Origin of the sequence: Sulfitobacter sp. 1A13496 (genome assembly GCF_043557225.1) — a bacterium.
Classification (GTDB): Bacteria; Pseudomonadota; Alphaproteobacteria; order Rhodobacterales; family Rhodobacteraceae; genus Sulfitobacter; species Sulfitobacter faviae.
On record NZ_JBIFFP010000001.1, the window covers coordinates 1,040,966 to 1,058,372 of the forward strand.

The following is a 17,407-nucleotide window of genomic DNA, read 5'->3' on the forward strand; positions in this document are numbered from 1 at the left end:
CTTACCGGATGTGTGGAAGGTTGCGCGCTGCTATTGGCAGCGCGCTTCTTCGTTCATTCTCCGAACAGATCCCGCTCGTAGATCTTGCCCTTTGCGAGGCCGAGTTTCATCGCGGGAGTTCGTTTCGTGTCCCGTGATCCCATCCAGTTGTGATGGAAGCGGTAGATCTCGATGATCTTGACCAGCATTTCGGGCTTGTAGAGGAAGTGGCGATCCCAGGTCCGTCCATTCGCGCTCGGCGTCGAGACCGGCCGTGAGGCCGCCCGCACATTGCTACGAATCTTGGGGAAATAGCTATCCACGCTTCGCAGCGTGGCCAGACGCATCAGCCTTGCGCATCGTTCCCTTGAGAGCTCTGGTCGGTCCGTCCTGAGATCAACGACCCGGGAAGGCTCAGACTTCGTGTGGTAGGGCCACTCGAAGGGAGTGTCGAGAGGTCGGCCGGCAAGCCGCTTTACGATCTCTCGGTCGATCTCCTCGTTCAATACGAACTCCGGCAGGCTATCGAGTTGCTGTGCCGTCAGGTTGAGGTCGTTGCGCAGGTCTTTCCGACCCTTGGCATAGAGGACCTCGCGGGTGTCGTTGAACTCGTATTTTCCGAAGGAAACTGTGGCAACATCCACCAGGCCCGCAGCGACCTCTGGCGCGAAGGCGGCGAGGAAGGCTTTGCTGAGACCCGCATCGCCGTCCTGGACGAAGAAGAAGCGGCTGTCGGATTTCGACACCATTCTCCGGAGCATCAGCGCGTGGGCGTATTGTTGGATATCCTGCCGCACGAGGCCGCCTTCGTGGGGCAGTTGAAGGCCGAGATCGACATCCGCGAGTATCTCTGGGTCGATCTCGACGCCTGCGGTGATGTCGTCGAGATATTTCTTGAACTCGGAAGCTGTCCAGAGACGCCCATGGCGCCGCCAACAACGGTCCTTCGCCAAGTCCCCATTAACCGCCATGTCGACCTCGATTTGCGCCATATCGCCCGCAGGGTCGAACTGGAGATGCCCGAGGACGATGAAGCCGGAGTTCGCGTGCGCAGTGCAGAGGTGCTGCACGGACACGGAGGCGCGCTTCTTGCGGTTGGGCCAGTTGAGCGTCAGGGACTGGCTGTCCGTCGCAAAACGGCGGCCATACCTCTCCCAGTCGACATGGCGGAGATCACCTTCCCGCCGATCAGTGAACTCTCGAACCCGATCGTAGATGAAGTCGATCTTTCGATAGACATCACGCGGCGCGACATCGGCGATCTCCGTGATCTTCGACAGGGAGGTCCCGTGAACAAGCAGTTTCAGGATCTGCCCGTTCTTCGATTGCCGGCGATGGTTGCGCGCTGGATGTCCAATCGTGAAGGACGATCGGCACCGCTTGCAGGCATATCTTTGATGCCCGGCTTTTGTCCGACCGCTCTTCCAGTAGAACTCCGGCCAAGTCTCCAATGTCTTCCCGTGAGAAGGGCAGGCCTCATTTCCGCACGCCTTTCCATGGAAGCGTTGCAACCGCCGGAGGCGTGTGTATTCTTCGGCAATAGCGCGGTTATTCTTGACGCCGGATTCTTTCCCGCAAGAGCCGCACTCGAAGTATTTGTCGTCGCCTGTTCCGCCGACCCTGCCCCGCGGGAAGTTGGTATTTGCAGAGCTCAGCTTGAGCCCCCGACCATCTCGGGGATCAGGACGCACGCCAAAATGGGCGCATTGTGCGTTCCGGCAAAAGTTAACATCCACCCCAAAATGTGGGAGTGGAAGCCGCCTTTTAGCGGCTGTCGCGGATTTTTGCGAAACGGACTTCACCTGACATCTCCATTCGTGGATTCGGTCAAGTCAAGTTTCTAAGGATAAGGTTGGCCACTCTGTGGCCAACCGAAGCATTTTATTCCACACATCCGGTAAGGGGCTTGTAGCAATACCGCGTCCCTTTTTCATTTCTCAGGCCGCTTCAACGCCCCTTGAACAATCCGCCCAAAATACCACGCACGATCCGGCGCCCGGTGGTGCCTTTCAGCTCTTTGATCACCGCGCTCGCGATGGCATCCCCGAAACCGTCCGTCGCCTTGCGGCTCGACCGGCTGCCGCCGCTGCGTGCCCTGCCATAGCGGCGGGCCTTCTGGAACTCACGCGCGGCTGCGTCCTCGGTCTCTGCCGCGGCTTCGATCTTTTCCGCCTCTTTGGCCGCCGCCTCTGCGCGGGCCTTCAGCATTTCATAGGCGGACTCGCGGTCCTGCACGGTCTCGTATTTCCCTGCCAGATCGGAGTCCGCCAGCACCGCCGCCCGCTCTGCCACGGTGATCGGGCCGAGCCGCGAAGACGGGGGTCGGATCAAGGTACGCTCCACCACGCCCGGCACGCCCTTGCGTTGCAGCATGGAGGTCACGGCCTCCCCAACACCGACCTCGCGGATCGCCTCTTCGGTGTCGAAGCGCGGGTTCTCGCGGTAGGTCTCGGCGGCTTGGCGCAGTTCCTTACGGTCCCGCGCGGTAAAGGCGCGTAGCGCGTGTTGGATACGGTTGCCAAGCTGGCCGAGGATATCGTCGGGCACATCGGCGGGGTTCTGGGTCACGAAATAAACCCCGACGCCTTTGGAGCGGATGAGCCGCGCCACCTGTTCCACTTTGTCGACCAGCGCCTTGGGCGCATCGTCGAACAGCAGATGCGCCTCGTCGAAGAAGAACACGAGCTTGGGTTTGTCGGGGTCGCCCACCTCGGGCAGTTCCTCGAACAGTTCGGACATGAGCCACAGCAAGAAAGTCGCATAGAGTTTGGGCGAGGCCATGAGCTTGTCAGCGGCGAGTATGTTGATCCGCCCGCGCCCTTCGGCGTCGCAGCGCATGAGGTCCGAGAGCGCCAGCGCCGGCTCGCCAAACAACTGCGCGCCGCCTTGGTTTTCCAGCACCAGCAGCCGCCGTTGAATGGTGCCGACGGAGGCGGTCGAGACATTGCCATAGCGCAGCGCCAAGTCCTTTGCATTCTCGCCGACCCAGACCAGTAGGGATTGCAGGTCTTTCAGGTCCAAAAGCGGCATGCCTTCCTCATCGGCCACGCGGAAGGCGATGTTCAGGATGCCCTCCTGCGCCTCGGACAGGCTGAGCAACTGCGCGATGAGCAGCGGCCCCATCTCGGAAACCGTGGTGCGGACGGGATGGCCCTGCTCACCAAAGAGATCCCAAAAGGTGACCGGGAAGGATTGATAGCTATAGTCGTCAAAGCCGATCTTGGCCGCGCGTTCGGTGAAAGCGCCGTGCAGTTTGGCGGCCTCGCTCCCCGCGACGGCAAGGCCGGACAGATCGCCCTTCACATCCGACAAGAACACCGGCACCCCGGCGTTGGCAAAGCCCTCAGCAAGGATTTGCAGCGTCACCGTTTTGCCCGTCCCCGTCGCCCCTGCGATCAGCCCATGACGGTTGGCATAGCCAAGATCGAGGAATTGCTTTGTCGCATGGTCGGGGCCGCCGCCGCCGATAAAGATGTCACTGCTCACGCTGGGGCCTTTCTGTCAATTTTAGCCATTCGTCCGTTCCACTAGAGCATACAAACTTAACCTTTGCGCGCCATAGTGAAGGCATCCCGCTCGCATGTCCTTTCATCGGGTGGGTGTACTTCCTCCCTGTTAGACTTGGCCGCGCCTTCGGGTGCGGCCCTTTTTCTGACAGGGGCCGTGCTAAAACCCTGACAGATTGTCGCATTTTTCCTGTTGACCGGCATCACGCGCTTGCCTAACGTGGCATTAATAAGTCGGCCCAGTCCGACGGGGAGAAAGTACACGGAAAGGGGGCGCGCTGAGTCCCCTTTTGCATTTCTGGTCTTTAAGCCTCTGACATCGCGTGAAAACCGCGATTGCGGGGTCGGCATGAAATTGCCCGAACCTTGATCGAAATGCGGCCCTGGCCACTGACAATCCCGGGGCGGCGTGGTAAGGGGCGGTAACGCAACAAATGTGGATATGACATGAGCAAGTTTATGACCGCCCTGCCGCTTTGTGCAGCGCTTGCACTGACGGCCCCAATGACGGCTTTCGCCCAGACCGCCACGGAAGAAGACACCGCTCAGACCGAAGAGCAGCAGCCCCAGCCCGGCACCAGCGGCAATGCTTCGCAGATCGAAGAGCAGTTGAGCCTTGGTGAAGACGCGGACAAAGACCCCGATCTGGGCAAGCCCTACACCAAGAAAGAAATCGGTTCTTGGGAGATGCGCTGCATCAAGACCGAAGAAGAGGTCGACCCCTGCCAGATGTACCAGCTTCTCGCTGATGGCGAAGGTGCCCCGGTGGCCGAAGTCTCGCTCTTCCGTCTGCCCGATGGGGGTCAGGCCAAGGCCGGTGCCACGGTTGTCGTCCCGCTTGAGACCGCCCTGCCCGCGCAGCTGACCCTGTCGGTCGACGGTGGCAAGGCCCGTCGCTACCCCTATGCCTTCTGCAACCCCGTGGGCTGCTATGTGCGCATGGGCCTGACCGATGCCGATATCGGCGCCTTCAAACGCGGCAAGGAGGCGGTGCTGACCATCGTGCCCGCTCTGGCACCGGATCAGGAAGTGAAGCTGACCCTCTCGCTCGACGGGTTCACCGCCAGCTACGACGAAGTCTCGGTGATCGAGCAGTAAGACTGGATTTCGCCGATTTGAATGCCGCGCCCGACCTCGGGGGCGGCATTTTTTATGGCCGCGCGTGGATCAGGCGCGGCGCAGTGCCAGCACGGCGTTCATCCCGCCAAAGGCGAAGGCATTGCTCAGCGCCACATCGACCTGCGCCTCGCGTGCCTCATTGGGCACCACGTCAAGCGCGCATTCCGGGTCGGGTTCCTCATAGCCAATGGTCGGCGCGATCACCCCGTCGCGCAGCGCCATGATACAGGCTAAAAGCTCAACCGCCCCGGTGCCACCGATGATATGGCCATGCATCGACTTGGTGGAAGAGATCATCAACTGGTCCGCATGGGTGCCAAAGACATCCGCCACGGCGGCGCATTCGGTCTTATCATTCGCCGCGGTCCCGGTGCCATGGGCGTTGATATAGCCGACCTCTTCGCGGTTGATGCCCGCGTCGGCCAGCGCCCCTTCCATCGCCCGCGCGGCCCCGGCCTTGGAGGGCATCACGATGTCGCTGGCATCCGAGGTCATGGCGAAACCAGCCACTTCGCAAAGGATCTCGGCCCCCCGCGCCCGGGCATGTTCATAGTCTTCAAAGACAAAGACCCCCGCCCCCTCGCCCTGCACCATCCCATTACGGTTGGCAGAGAATGGGCGGCAGGCATCGCGGCTCATCACGCGCAGCCCTTCCCAAGCCTTCACCCCGCCGAAGCAGAGCATGGATTCGGATCCGCCCGTCACCATCACAGGGCTCATGCCGGAGCGAACCATCGCGAAAGCCTGTGCCATGGCGTGGTTCGACGAAGCACAGGCGGTGGAGACCGTGAAGGACGGCCCGCGCAGGTTCCATTCCATGCTGACATGGCTGGCGGCGGCGTTGTTCATCAGCTTGGGCACCACGAAGGGATGCACCCGATTTTTGCCCCCTTCGTAGACCGCGCGGTAATTGTCGTCCCATGTCGAGACACCGCCCCCCGCCGTGCCCAGCACCACCCCTGTGCGGGCGGCAAGCTCATCGGTAAAGGTCAGACCCGATTGCTCGATCGCCTCGTGGGCGGCGGTGAGGGTGAATTGCGTGAACCGGTCATAAAGCGCAATTTGCTGGCGGTTGTAGCGGCCCTCGGCCTCGAACCCGCGCACCTGACCGCCGATGCGGATGGCCAGCCGCTCCACATCCCGGAACTCTAGCGGGCCGATGCCGCATTTGCCCTCGCGCATGGCCGCCAAGGTCTCGGGCACCGACAGGCCCAGAGCGTTGATCGTGCCCGCGCCGGTGATGACAACGCGCCGCATCGCTTAGCTCTGTTCGGCTTGCAGCCGTTCCACCCCGGCGACGATGCTGCGCACGGTCGAGATGTCGAAATCGCTTTCGCTGGGGCTGTTGGCGTTGAAAGGCACGTTGATGTCGAATGTCTCTTCAATGGCAAAGATGCATTCCACAACCCCCATGCTGTCGATCCCGAGGTCTTCAAGCGTGCTGTCGAGCGTGACATCCTCCGGCTCGATCATGGCCTGTTCGGCGAGGATGGAAATGACCTGATCCTGAGTGCTCATGCGGCGTCCCCCAACATATGTCCGCGGCAGGTTTAGTCAGCCTTGTCGGCTTTGGAAACCACCTTTTGCAGGGCCGCGACATCACGCAGCAACTTGGGCAAACGGCGCAGCGCTTTGTAGATTTCGGTCTGCTTGCTCATCTGTGTGGCGGGGTAGCCCAGCATCGTGCGTCCCTCGGGCACGTTGGACAGCACGATCGTCCCGCCCCCTGCGATCACCCGGTCGCCAATGGTGATGTTGTCGGCCAGACCGACCTGCCCGCCGAGCACCACATTGTCGCCCACGCGGGTCGAGCCGCCAACGCCCGCCTGCCCGCAGAGCAGGCAGTTTTTGCCGATCACCGCATTGTGGCCGATATGCACGAGGTTGTCGATTTTCGTGCCGTCACCGACCTGCGTGTCGCGAATGGTGCCGTTGTCGATGGTGGAACCCATGCCCATTTCGACATCCGCGCCGATGGTCACAGCGCCGAGCGAATGGATACGAGTCCAAGGCTGCGGGGCGGCATCGCCCTGATCGCCGAGCGTTTGCCGCGCGCTCTCCACGGTGGAAAGCTCAGCCGTCACGAAGGAGAACCCGTCGCCGCCCAAGCGGACGCCAGATTGCGCGATGAAACCCGATCCGATGGTGACCCGCGCGCCGATGCTGACATGTTCGCGCAGAAAACAGCCGTCACTCAATGTCGCATCCACGCCAACAAAACACAGCGGCCCGATGACGCTGCCCGCGCCGATCCGCGCCCCGGCAGAGATCACCGCCAAGGGGCCGACCGAGACGCCCTTGCCCAGCACGGCCTCGGGGTCGATCACGGCGGTGGGGTGAATGCCCGGCTTGAACCCCTGCCCCTTGTCGAGCATCCGCGTCACGCCAGAAAGCGCGTAGCGCGGGCGGTTGGGCAGGATTGCGGCCTTGAGGCCCAGAGCGCGCCAGTCGGCTCCTTCCCAAAGCATCGCCACCTCGGCGGCGCCATCGGAAAGGCTGCTGGCATAGCGCGGATCCATTGCCAGCGCCATTTCGCCCGATTTGGCGCTGGCGGGTTCCGCGACGCCGCTTACCTTGAGTTCGATGTCGCCCTCGGCGCTGGCGCCGACGGCTTTGGCGATTTGCTGAACACTATAGGTCATTTGGGCGGCCCTTACTTGTTGCGCGCCCGAGAGTTACCCCTGAACGCCGCGCAAGGCCACCCCCGCCTTGGAGAGTGCGTTCCAGATCAGCGCATCCCGGCCATATACGTCATCGCGGTATTCGGTATGTCCACGGGCGTCGGTCACGGCGGTGCGGTAGATCAGATGCACCGGCACCTGCTCTTCAAGGACAACCCGTGTCTCACGACCACTGCGCAGAATGGCTTGGAACTCGCCTTCGGGATCCGCCGATTGCGGCGCCAGCAGCGCATAGGCGAACTCGAACGGTTCGGCCAGACGCACGCAGCCATGGCTGAAGGCACGCACATCGCGGGCAAACAGGCTCTTGGCCGGGGTGTCATGCAGGTAGATGTTGTATTTGTTGGGGAACATGAACTTCACCAGACCCAAAGCATTGGTGTTGCTGGGCGGTTGGCGCATGGAGAAGGGGAAGGTCCGCGCGGTGTAGCGGTTAAAGTTCACGGCGCCGCGGTTCACCTTGCGGCCCCGGCTGTCGGTGATCTCGATATGGCCCACGGCATAGGGGTTGCGTTTGAGCTGCGGCAGGTATTCCCCAGTGACGATCGACCGCGGTACATACCAGCTGGGGTTGACCACCATATGCTCCATCACGTCCGAGAATTCGGGCGTCGGACGGTCCTCGCGGGCGGCCCCCACGACCGAGCGGGTTTGGAAGGTGATCTTGCCATCGTCGATGATCTTGGCCGAGAAATCGGGGATGTTCACAAGGATATGGCGTTTGCCGCGGTCGGTGTTGAACCAACGCTCACGCTCAAGTGCGACCATGACCGATTGCAGCCGCTGCTCAACGCCGATGTTGATCTGTTTCATCGTGGCCGGACCGGCGACGCCATCGGTGTTCAGCCCGTGGGCCTCTTGGAACTGGCGCACGGCTTCGGTCAGGCTGGCGTCATAGCCCATGGCATTGGACCGCTCCAGAAAGCCCATGGCGATTAGGCGGTTGCGCAGGGCAATCACGTCATTTCCGGTATCACCCGGCTCAAGCTTGCCCGCAGGCACCGAAGGACCCCAGCCGCCCTGCGACAGCAGTTTTTCCATCGCGATCTTCTCTTTCAGCAGCGCATTATACTCAAGGCTGCGCGGCGGCAGGGCGCGGAAATAAGCGGCAGGCGTGGATTTGGGCAGGTCTTGCAGATAGGTCTTGCGGTCACGGTATGGAATTTCGCGCACGATCTGGCTGATGATCCGTTTGGGGATCAGCACACCGGTCTGCACGTCACGGGCATAGCGCAGGAACACGCGGCTCAACTCCACCTCGGCGAATCCCCGATCACGCGGGGTCTTGGCCGTGCGCAGCATCTCCAAGACGGCATCGGGGTTGTAGCGGGTGACCGGCAGGCCATGATCATCCGCCGTGGTGATCGCCCGCATCAGTTCCGACCGGCGCGCGCGGTGCTCTTCGGCGGCCCCTGTCCAGATCGCGGTATAATCGTTCTCACGATAGAAGGCGGCGATGTCATCGTCTTGGGCAGCAGCTTCGGCGACGGCTTGTTTGAAAGCGGTGACCTGCGCCGTGGCAGGCGCGGCAAGGACCAGTGCCGAAATCAACAGGGCAAACCCTGCGATAAATTTGGACAGTTGCCGTGAATAAGTCGCGCTAAATCCCATGTCGTACCCCGTGAATATACCATTGCCGCCGCGCGACCCTATTGCCTGCCCGGTTTGCCAATAATAATACGCGCAAGTCCATTCAAATTTCCGTTCGCAGGAAAAACGCGTGATGGCCTGTGCGGATTGCGCATCGGTTACCCCTGCAAACATTGGGTTTTTTAACCGCATTGCGCAAAAACTTGCCTAAATTTGAACCACTCGGGAACCATTCCGATTCAGCCCTTGGTCAGGTTTTCCCGCTATGCAATAACAATGTTGCATCTGGGGATGAGATGAATGGCCCATGTAACATCTTGGGTAACTTAGGCAGACGACGGGACAGAGACACATGACAGGCAAAAGCTCCTCGGGGATGACCCGGCGCGCCCTTCTCGGCGCATTCGCAGCAACCACCGTTGCAGCAGCTCCCACCTTCTCGAACGCGGCAGGCTTTCTACGGGGCGCAGGCGACATTCGCCGCATCCGCATGTATTCGGGCCGCACCGGTGAGCGGTTGGACATGATCTATTGGATCGAAGGCCACTATATCAAAGATGCCTTTGCCGAAATTAATCATTTCATGCGCGACTGGCGGACCGACGATGTCATCAACATGGACCTGCGCACCATCGATATCATGGCCGCGTCGCACAATCTGCTGGATGTGAACGAGCCCTATATGCTCCTCTCCGGCTACCGCAGCCCGAAAACCAACGCGATGCTGCGCTCCCGTTCCAGCGGTGTCGCCAAGAATTCGCTGCACCTCAAAGGTCAGGCCGCTGACCTGCGCCTTGCCTCGCGCTCGGTGCATCAGGTGGCACGCGCGGCGATGGCTTGTCGCGGTGGCGGTGTCGGGCGCTACTCCGGCTCCAACTTCACCCATATGGACTGCGGCACAGTGCGCAGCTGGGGCGGCTGATCGCAGCCTCTCGGGCGGGATGAGTGAATTGTTAAGGGCGCCTTCGGGTGCCTTTTTTGTTGCCCGATTTTGTCGCCGGTGGGCTTTCGCTGGCCGTGGTACGGCTCTACGGTCGCGCCAAACACATGCCGGGGAGAGAGATGCAGATAGAAGCGGCGCGCATTGCGGTGATCGGTTTCGGGCCGCGCGGCCTTGGCGCGTTGGAGGCTCTGTCGCAACGGCTTACGGGGAACGAAGGGCGGATAGAGATCGACATCTATGAACCTGGCCCCCATCCCGGCGCGGGTCCGAATTTCGCCCCCTCCGAGCCCGCCTATTGTCTTCTTAACATCCCAAACCGAGATATCGCGATCCGCCCGCCAAAGGGGTCGCGGGTCGGGCATTTCGCGGAATGGCAAGACCGCCCAGTCCATCCCGACAGTTTCCCCTTCCGCGCCGAAATGGGCCGCTACCTCATGGCGCGGCGGGACGATCTTTTTACCCGGGGTTTTACGAAAACTGGCGTGACTTGCAGGGTGATCCCCGCCGCTGTGGCGCGCATTTCGCCCGAGGGGGCGGGTTGGTGCGTGCAATCGGAAAGCGGGGCGGAGGCGCGATATGACGAAGTCCTCCTCACCCTCGGGCAGCCCCCTGTCGAGCCGGACGCGCAGTGGGCCGATTGGGAAGAGCACGCGGCGCGGCGCGAGGCGGAAGTCGCGCAGGCCTATCCGGCTGCAGATCTGCGCCCGAGGGCGGCGGCATGGCAGGGCAAGCACGTCGCGATCCGGGGCTTGGGGCTGTCGACCTATGACGTGTTGCGCGGTCTGACCATGGCGCAGGGCGGGCGCTTCGATGCGGCGGGTTATCATGCCTCGGGCCGGGAGCCCTGCCGCATTCTGCCCTTCTCGCTCAACGGGCAACCCCCCTTCCCCAAGCCACAGGCTGCCGCTTTCGACGCGCTGTTCAATCCCACATCGGAAGAGACCGCAGGTTTCTCAAAAGCCGCCACGGCTGCGGTCAGTGCGGCACGCGAAGCGGCGCCTTCGTTGATCTCTGACGCCCTCCTGCCCGTGGTCGCGCGCATCCTCGCGCCCCAGAATGTGCGGGCGGCGGAAATTGCAAACTGGCTCAAGGTGGAATGGTCAGACCCCGGCGCGCAGGACCAGTTGCCCCCCATGAAGGCGCTGCGTCACGGGATAGAACTGGCCGCCGGAGAGGTCGCGCCGAGCATTGGCTACACGCTCGGGCAGGTTTGGCGCAAATGGCAAGACACATGGCGCGCGGCATTCAATCCCCGCGGCGCGTCGCCCCAGACAGCCAAGCGGCTGATAGACTTCGATGAGGGGTTGAAACGATATTCCTACGGCCCGCCCCTCGCCTCCGCTCGGGAGCTTTTGGCCCTGATCGACGCGGGGCTGGTCGACCTGTCCTTCGCCACCAATCCAGAGATCACGAATAGCGCGCAAGGCTGGACATTGCAGGCGGAGGGGCACGCGGCGGAGGTGTCGGTCATCGTCGACGCGGTGCTGCCTGCGCCAGACCTCTCGGGCATCGCAGCACCGCCCCTGCCCGATCTCATCTCCCAAGGTTTGCTCGCCCCGCTGTCATCCGATCTGGCCGCAGCGAACGCGCCTGACGGGACGCTGCGCGCCCCTGACGGACGCCCCGTGCCCGGCCTTTGCCTGTTGGGTCGGCTGGCGCTCGGCAGCGTGACGGCGGTGGATTCCCTGCATGATTGCTTTGGCCAATCCGCCGACCGTTGGGCGCAGGGCGTGATCGACAGGCTGTCGGTTTGACGCGCTGCCGCTTGGCTACAACAGTTTGTGATCCGGCCCCGCGCGATGGAACGGCAAGGCGCTGAAACGGTTTCCCTTTCAACACGAGATTGAGGAATAGGGGAACGACGCAATGAAGAGACGACATTTCATCACCGGTGTAGCCGCCAGCGGTGCCGCATTCGGCGGTGGCCTGGCCACGCCCGCACTGGCGCACCCGCCCAAGGAAATGCCGAGCTATGACGTGCCGCCAGAAATGATGCCGCGCAAAGTGCCAATCGCGGCAGGCGCGCCGCCCTATGAAATCCACGTCGATCCCGACAATTTCGCGCTCTACTGGACACTGCCCGACAATATGGCGTGGCGCTATACCGTGGGCGTGGGCCGCCCCGGTCTCTACGAATCCGGCGAGTTCTACGTTGGTGCCAAGAAGGAATGGCCGAGCTGGACCCCGACCCCGGGTATGATTGACCGCGAACCGGAGAAATACAAGAAATACGCCGATGGTATGGAAGGCGGTTTGGACAATCCGCTGGGGTCGCGTGCCCTCTATCTCTTCACCGAAGAGCGCGGCGATACCTTCCTGCGCATCCATGGCACCAATGACCCCAGCACATTGGGCAAACGCGTCTCGAACGGCTGTGCCCGTCTGGTGAACGATCAGATGGCCGAGCTTTATGACCGCGTGCCGATGAACACCCGCGTGGTGCTTTACGAACCGATCGGCTGAGTTTTCTTTCGGCCACATCAAGTAGCCCGGAGCGGAGAATATCCGCTTCGGGCTTTTTTTGTGCCTCTCGATCGACCAGTAGGATTGAAACATTTCACACGGGCCAAAGAGGTTTGGGTGCGGTGGCGGCACACACGTTTCTGCGACGACTGTGTAGCAGGTCTTGAACACTCTTCGCGGGGCCGGCCAATGTCATAAGTCCCGTTCTGCGGCATGGTGAGAACTTATTAAAATCAGTATCTTATGCGGATATGTCAATTTGTTACGATTTGATCGCGCCGGGTCTCGCTCTAACACTGGGCCGTGATCCGAGTTGCTTTGTAACCGCCCCTCACTGCGCCTTAATATCATTGTATCGAACGGGCCTCCCGACCTCCCCGCCTCTCCCCAGAGCGAGAAAGCCGACGCCCTTTCCCAAACCTGAAAGGACTAGAACAATGAAACTCTTTATCGCAACCGCCGCCGCCACTCTGATCGCCACCGCGAGCTTCGCAGGCCAATCGACGCGCTACGAAGACCTGCGCTTGGACACGTCTGTCACGGCTGATGTCGTCCATGCCGCGGATGCCGGTGAAACCCGCCCTAATGAACGCGCCGCTGACCTGCGGTTGGAAACATTCTCGGACGAGATTGCGCCGGTCGCCACCTTCTCGACCAGCGGCCCCGTGAGCAGCTTGGGCGAAGGTTTCGCCTATGGTGGTTATGGCGCGGGCAACGACTCCCGCTAAATTGTCATAGGTAGACCCGAGAGGCCCGGCCCGAAAGGTGCCGGGCTTTTTTCTTGCAGGCGGAGCCGCATGGCCCGATGGGCAACAACTTCTTTCTGCAAAAAAGGGAAAATGGCGGAGCGACAGGGATTCGAACCCTGGAGACGGTCTCCCGCCTACACACTTTCCAGGCGTGCGCCTTCGACCACTCGGCCACCGCTCCGTTGAGGCGGGGTTTAGCTTGGGGGGGCAGTGAGTTGCAAGAGCGAATTCCCCCCAGAGAGGATAAATTTATCTAACCGCCCAGATGAACATAGACACGGCGGTTCAAACGGCCCTTTTTCTCAATCTTTCCAAGGCGAAGCCCGCCGATTTCGCCGGTGCGCGCGACATGGGTGCCGCCACAGGGCTGTAGATCGATGGGGTCCTGCGCCTCTCCGATGCGGATCAGGCGAATGTCCCCCCGTCCGCGCGGCGGGGCGACGGACATGGTTTTAATGAGTTCAGGCGCGGCGTCCAATTCGGCTTCGGTGATCCAGTCCTCGCTCACCCGCGCATCGAGGGAGACGAAGTGGTTCAGCGCCTCCTCCAGTTCCTCGCGATCCTGCGGCGCATCGGGCATGTTGAAATCAAGCCGCCCGTGGGTGGCCGAAATCTGCCCCCCCGTCACCGGATGTGGGATCACGACCGACAGAAGGTGCAGCGCCGTATGGACGCGCATGTGCTTGTGACGGCGGTCCCAATCGAGTTCCTGTTTCACGAAAGCGCCCACCGGCGGCAAAGGACGCGGTTCCGCCGGAACCAGCGCGATGCCGCCGCTGTCGCGGTCGCGCACCGTGGTCGCGATGGTGAGCTCTTGCTTGTCCCAGGTCAGCCACCCGCTATCGCCCGGCTGGCCGCCGCCCGTGGGGTAGAACAGGGAATTGTCCAAGATCACCCCACCTTCGGGCGTATGGGCCGCCACCCGGGCCGGGGCGTCGCGCAGGTAGGTCTCGGTCCGGTACAGCTCGCCCGTCATGCCTGCGGCTCCGGTTTTGCGTCATCTTCTATTTTCGGTGCTTCGGCCTTCAAAGTCTCAGGGTTGCGCAGCCATAGGTCGCGTTGGGCAAAGGGAATTTCGATCCCTTCCTCTTTGAAACGCGCGGCGATGGCGTGATTGATGTCGTTCTTGACCTTCATCATCCAGTTCACGTCCCGCAGGTAGCAGCGCACCTCGAACTCCAGCGCATCGGCGCCGAAGTTCAAGAACAGGACTGCGGGCGGCGGGTTGGTCAGGACGATGGGCTGCGCCTCGGCAATCTCTTGCAGGATGCCTTCGATCCGTTTGGTATCGGTGCCGTAAGCCACGCCCACGGGCACGATGAGGCGGCCCACGGTATTGCCGCGGGTGTAGTTGGTGACCGTGCCGCTGATTAGATCGGCGTTGGGCACGATCACATCGGTGCGGTCGAAGGTCTCGATCCTTGTGGAGCGCACCGAGATGTCGCGCACATAGCCCATCTGGCCACCCACCTCGATCCAATCCCCCTCGGAGATCGGACGTTCGATCAACAGGATGATGCCCGAGACGAAGTTCGACACCACGTTTTGTAGGCCAAAACCAATACCGACCGACAGCGCACCGGCGACATAGGCCAGCGCAGAAAGGTCGATCCCTGCCCCGGTGATGGCGAGCAGCGCGGCGAGGAAAATCCCGACATAGCCGATCCCCGAGACGATGGCGTTCTGCCCGCCGATGTCCATCCGCGTCTTGGGCAGGACGTTGCTGCGCAGCGCCCCTTGGATCAGACGGGTGGCGGCATAGCCGATCACGAAGATCACCGCGAAGGAGAGGAAATCCGTGGGACGGATCCGCGTCTCGCCAAAGGCGAAGCCGCGGCTGAACAGCGCCCAAAGCTCAGTCAGATCGGTGACCCGCGCGCCCCATGCCAGCGCCATCACAGGCAGCGACAGCAGCAGCAGGATCAGGCCAAAGAAGACGGGCATCAGCGCGTCGCGTGCCTGCACCCCCTGCCCGGTCATGGCACCGTAAACATCGGCCAAGAAGCGTTGCAGCGTCATCACCAGCCCCAGAAGCACCAGCGTGGTGACATAGGGCGGCAGCAGCGAAACGGCGGCGTTGTAATAGCCGCTGATCAGCAAGAGGGGCGCGACCACGGCCACGATCATCGCGCCCAAGCCCAGCCCGCGCACGACGCGGTTCAATGTCGAGGTCCGCGGCTCTTCGGCGGCGGAGACATCTTCCGTCGCTGGATCGCTATAACCGCGCAGGATTTTCCCGATGCGGAACAGGGCAAAGGCGCTCAGCAGCATTACCGGCAGTCGCAGCACGGCCTCCGTGGTTTCTGCCGGTTGCTGGCCGTCGAAGATGGCGGTGATGATAGCGCCAAGGATGACGGTGACGGTGATGATGCTGACGTAGAAACGAACCGCTTTGCGCTCTGCCGCCGGCAGCAGGATCAGCGCCTCGTCCTCATCGCGCGAGAACACCCGTTCGGCGATCCAGCGAACACCCAGCATCGCGCCGCCGATCACCGGGATCAGCTGCACAAGGGTTGAGCCGCGGGGGCCAATCCAATCGGTCGCCAAGACGGCCATGGCCAGCAAGACCAGACCGACCGTGGGCAGGATGATCCGCAAAAGAGACACGACAAAGCGCCAGATGCCAAAGCCGCGCGCGCCGAATTGCTGGAGCCGTCCCACAATCGCGGTCGACCAATGGTGGCCGCGGAAGATCAGCACCAAGCCCAGAATGGTGAGGGCCAGAACCGCAGGGAGAGAGGAGCGCAGGCTGCGCCGCGCCGTGTCGGCATCGTCAGGCGCTTCGGCGGCGATCTCACCCGCCGCTGTCGCCAGATCGTCAATCGCGGTACGCCAGTGGACGGGGTTGAGCGGCGTGGGCACCACCTCCATCAACTGCTCGGTCTGGCGTTCGCGTAAGGCAACGTCGATCTGCCCGATCAGCGCATCGGCGCGCAGATATGCCGCTTCGGCCCGCTGGACCGGGGTCAGCAGTGTGTTGAGCTGTCGGTTCAACTCTTCACGGTTGGCCGCGACTTCGGGGGATTCCGGCTCGGCCCCCTCGCCCTCGGGCGGGGTTCCGAGCGCAGCCAATTGTTCGCGCAGCGCGCTGATCCGCGCCGCGTTCAGGTTGCGCGCCGCGTCGAACTCGGCGCGGTAATCCACGAGCCGGGCGCGCTGCACCTCCAGCATGGTTTCGGTGGTATCGGGCGCGTCAATCGCCTCTTCAGCCGAAGAGGCGACGGTTTCCCATTGGTCGAAATCCGGCAAAGCCGGTTCCTGTGCGACAGCAGCGCCGGTCAGCCAGACCAGCAGCGCGGTAAGGCCGAGGGCGAAGCGGAGCATTTGGGTCATGTATCCTCGAAAACACCTGGGATGGATTGCGGCGCGGCATCAAGCCATGCGGGCGTCGGCAGCCCCTTCTCGCGCAGGAACTCCGGGTTGAAGAGTTTGGATTGATAGCGCGTGCCGAAGTCGCACAGCACGGTCACGATGGTATGGCCCGGCCCCATCTCTTTCGCCAGACGCATGGCCCCGGCGACGTTGACGCCCGAGGAGGCACCAAGGCAGAGCCCCTCATTCTCCAGCAGGTCAAAGACGACCGGCAGCGCCTCTTCGTCTGAGATGTTGTAGGAATAGTCGGGCTTGAACCCTTCGAGGTTCGCAGTAATCCGCCCCTGCCCGATCCCCTCGGCGATGGAGCTGCCTTCGGACTTCAACTCGCCTTCGGTATAGTAGCTGTGCAGCGCCGCCCCATCGGGATCGGCCAGTGCGATTTTGACGCCCTTGGGTTGCAGCGCCATGGCCACGCCAACGAGCGTGCCGCCCGAGCCGACCGCGCAGCAAAAGCCATCGACCTTGCCGCCGGTCTGTTCCCAAATCTCGGGGCCAGTGGTTTCGATATGGGCTTGTCGGTTGGCGGTGTTGTCAAACTGGTTCGCCCAAATCACCCCCTCGGGCGTGGTCTTGGCCAATTCCTTGGCCAAACGCTCGGAATAGCGGACGAAGTTATTGGGGTTCTTGTAGGGTGCGGCGGGCACCTGCACCAATTCCGCACCGGCCAGCCGCAGCATGTCTTTCTTTTCCTGTGACTGGGTCTCAGGAATGACGATGACGGTCTTGAACCCCATCGACGCGCCCACCAGCGCAAGCCCGATGCCGGTGTTGCCCGCGGTGCCTTCGACAATGGTGCCGCCGGGCTTCAACTCACCCCGTGCGATGGCGTCGCGGATGATGAACAGCGCCGCGCGGTCCTTGACCGATTGGCCGGGGTTCATGAACTCTGCCTTGCCCAAGATTTCGCAGCCGGTCTCTTCGCTCGCGCCGCGCAGCCGGATCAGCGGTGTGTTTCCAATGGCCTCGGCCAGATCTTTAGCAACCTGCATGTTTGCCCCCAGT

General features: G+C 62.2%; 14 protein-coding genes and 1 tRNA gene. 5 read left to right on the forward strand and 10 right to left on the reverse strand.

Annotated features, from left to right (window positions below):
• Nucleotides 1-53: 53 nt before the first annotated feature.
• Together ACGYLX_RS05110 and ACGYLX_RS05115 are read right to left on the reverse strand one after the other, a co-directional pair.
• Nucleotides 54-1,430, reverse strand: a complete 1,377-nt coding sequence (locus tag ACGYLX_RS05110) for a hypothetical protein (protein WP_394447692.1) — start codon at nt 1,428-1,430, stop codon at nt 54-56.
• 496 nt (nt 1,431-1,926) lie between these two features.
• Nucleotides 1,927-3,465, reverse strand: coding sequence for a helicase HerA-like domain-containing protein (locus tag ACGYLX_RS05115; RefSeq protein ID WP_394447694.1), 1,539 nt, complete (start codon nt 3,463-3,465; stop codon nt 1,927-1,929).
• 467 nt (nt 3,466-3,932) lie between these two features.
• Here ACGYLX_RS05115 and ACGYLX_RS05120 point away from each other — a divergent pair, with 467 nt between their 5' ends.
• Entirely contained in the window at nt 3,933-4,583 is a 651-nt protein-coding gene (locus ACGYLX_RS05120; RefSeq protein WP_394447696.1) for an invasion associated locus B family protein, read from the forward strand.
• Between the two features lie 69 nt (nt 4,584-4,652).
• On the opposite strand, the gene ACGYLX_RS05125 is transcribed toward ACGYLX_RS05120, so the two are convergent.
• The 4 genes from ACGYLX_RS05125 to ACGYLX_RS05140 are packed head-to-tail and all read right to left on the reverse strand — an operon-like array spanning nt 4,653 to nt 8,896.
• A complete protein-coding gene (locus ACGYLX_RS05125; RefSeq protein WP_394447698.1) occupies nt 4,653-5,861 on the reverse strand; it encodes a beta-ketoacyl-[acyl-carrier-protein] synthase family protein in 1,209 nt (402 codons plus the stop codon).
• Nucleotides 5,862-5,864: 3 nt separating this feature from the next.
• A complete protein-coding gene (locus ACGYLX_RS05130) occupies nt 5,865-6,122 on the reverse strand; it encodes an acyl carrier protein (protein ID WP_394447700.1) in 258 nt (85 codons plus the stop codon).
• Between the two features lie 32 nt (nt 6,123-6,154).
• The gene (gene lpxD, locus ACGYLX_RS05135; protein WP_394447702.1) at nt 6,155-7,246 is read right to left on the reverse strand and encodes a UDP-3-O-(3-hydroxymyristoyl)glucosamine N-acyltransferase; all 1,092 of its coding nucleotides are present in this window, start codon (nt 7,244-7,246) and stop codon (nt 6,155-6,157) included.
• A gap of 33 nt (nt 7,247-7,279) precedes the next feature.
• Complete coding sequence (locus ACGYLX_RS05140) at nt 7,280-8,896, reverse strand: murein L,D-transpeptidase (RefSeq protein ID WP_394447704.1); 1,617 nt, start codon at nt 8,894-8,896, stop codon at nt 7,280-7,282.
• A 331-nt stretch (nt 8,897-9,227) separates the two neighbouring features.
• On the opposite strand from ACGYLX_RS05140, the gene ACGYLX_RS05145 reads away from it, so the two are divergent.
• The 4 genes from ACGYLX_RS05145 to ACGYLX_RS05160 all read left to right on the forward strand — a co-directional run bounded on the left by ACGYLX_RS05145 (nt 9,228) and on the right by ACGYLX_RS05160 (nt 13,009).
• Nucleotides 9,228-9,797 carry a DUF882 domain-containing protein gene (locus tag ACGYLX_RS05145; protein ID WP_067267369.1) on the forward strand — a complete coding sequence of 190 codons (570 nt, stop codon included), beginning with the start codon at nt 9,228-9,230 and terminating at the stop codon, nt 9,795-9,797.
• 47 nt (nt 9,798-9,844) lie between these two features.
• Nucleotides 9,845-11,572 carry an FAD/NAD(P)-binding protein gene (locus ACGYLX_RS05150; RefSeq protein WP_394447706.1) on the forward strand — a complete coding sequence of 576 codons (1,728 nt, stop codon included), beginning with the start codon at nt 9,845-9,847 and terminating at the stop codon, nt 11,570-11,572.
• A 112-nt stretch (nt 11,573-11,684) separates the two neighbouring features.
• Nucleotides 11,685-12,281, forward strand: a complete 597-nt coding sequence (locus ACGYLX_RS05155; RefSeq protein ID WP_067267373.1) for a L,D-transpeptidase — start codon at nt 11,685-11,687, stop codon at nt 12,279-12,281.
• A 437-nt stretch (nt 12,282-12,718) separates the two neighbouring features.
• On the forward strand, nt 12,719-13,009 hold the full coding sequence (locus tag ACGYLX_RS05160; RefSeq protein ID WP_394409675.1) for a hypothetical protein: 291 nt from the start codon (nt 12,719-12,721) through the stop codon (nt 13,007-13,009).
• Between the two features lie 112 nt (nt 13,010-13,121).
• Here the strand turns inward: ACGYLX_RS05160 and ACGYLX_RS05165 are convergent.
• From ACGYLX_RS05165 to ACGYLX_RS05180, 4 genes are all read right to left on the reverse strand, one after another.
• Nucleotides 13,122-13,211: transfer RNA gene (locus ACGYLX_RS05165), tRNA-Ser, on the reverse strand.
• A 72-nt stretch (nt 13,212-13,283) separates the two neighbouring features.
• Complete coding sequence (locus ACGYLX_RS05170) at nt 13,284-14,006, reverse strand: alanyl-tRNA editing protein (protein WP_394447708.1); 723 nt, start codon at nt 14,004-14,006, stop codon at nt 13,284-13,286.
• The gene (locus ACGYLX_RS05175; protein ID WP_394447710.1) at nt 14,003-16,363 is read right to left on the reverse strand and encodes a DUF3772 domain-containing protein; all 2,361 of its coding nucleotides are present in this window, start codon (nt 16,361-16,363) and stop codon (nt 14,003-14,005) included. Before ACGYLX_RS05175 ends, ACGYLX_RS05170 begins: the two co-directional genes overlap by 4 nt.
• Nucleotides 16,360-17,394, reverse strand: coding sequence for a cysteine synthase A (locus ACGYLX_RS05180; protein WP_271691326.1), 1,035 nt, complete (start codon nt 17,392-17,394; stop codon nt 16,360-16,362). Before ACGYLX_RS05180 ends, ACGYLX_RS05175 begins: the two co-directional genes overlap by 4 nt.
• Nucleotides 17,395-17,407: the final 13 nt, after the last annotated feature.

Excerpts from the sequence above, each read along its gene's own strand:
- ACGYLX_RS05145 (WP_067267369.1), top strand. The coding sequence starts at position 9,228 with ATGACAGGCAAAAGCTCCTCGGGGATGACCCGGCGCGCCCTTCTCGGC.
- ACGYLX_RS05140 (WP_394447704.1), bottom strand. The coding sequence starts at position 8,896 with ATGGGATTTAGCGCGACTTATTCACGGCAACTGTCCAAATTTATCGCA.
- ACGYLX_RS05160 (WP_394409675.1), top strand. The coding sequence starts at position 12,719 with ATGAAACTCTTTATCGCAACCGCCGCCGCCACTCTGATCGCCACCGCG.
- ACGYLX_RS05155 (WP_067267373.1), top strand. The coding sequence starts at position 11,685 with ATGAAGAGACGACATTTCATCACCGGTGTAGCCGCCAGCGGTGCCGCA.
- ACGYLX_RS05130 (WP_394447700.1), bottom strand. The coding sequence starts at position 6,122 with ATGAGCACTCAGGATCAGGTCATTTCCATCCTCGCCGAACAGGCCATG.
- ACGYLX_RS05170 (WP_394447708.1), bottom strand. The coding sequence starts at position 14,006 with ATGACGGGCGAGCTGTACCGGACCGAGACCTACCTGCGCGACGCCCCG.
- lpxD (WP_394447702.1), bottom strand. The coding sequence starts at position 7,246 with ATGACCTATAGTGTTCAGCAAATCGCCAAAGCCGTCGGCGCCAGCGCC.
- ACGYLX_RS05125 (WP_394447698.1), bottom strand. The coding sequence starts at position 5,861 with ATGCGGCGCGTTGTCATCACCGGCGCGGGCACGATCAACGCTCTGGGC.
- ACGYLX_RS05180 (WP_271691326.1), bottom strand. The coding sequence starts at position 17,394 with ATGCAGGTTGCTAAAGATCTGGCCGAGGCCATTGGAAACACACCGCTG.
- ACGYLX_RS05175 (WP_394447710.1), bottom strand. The coding sequence starts at position 16,363 with ATGACCCAAATGCTCCGCTTCGCCCTCGGCCTTACCGCGCTGCTGGTC.
- ACGYLX_RS05120 (WP_394447696.1), top strand. The coding sequence starts at position 3,933 with ATGAGCAAGTTTATGACCGCCCTGCCGCTTTGTGCAGCGCTTGCACTG.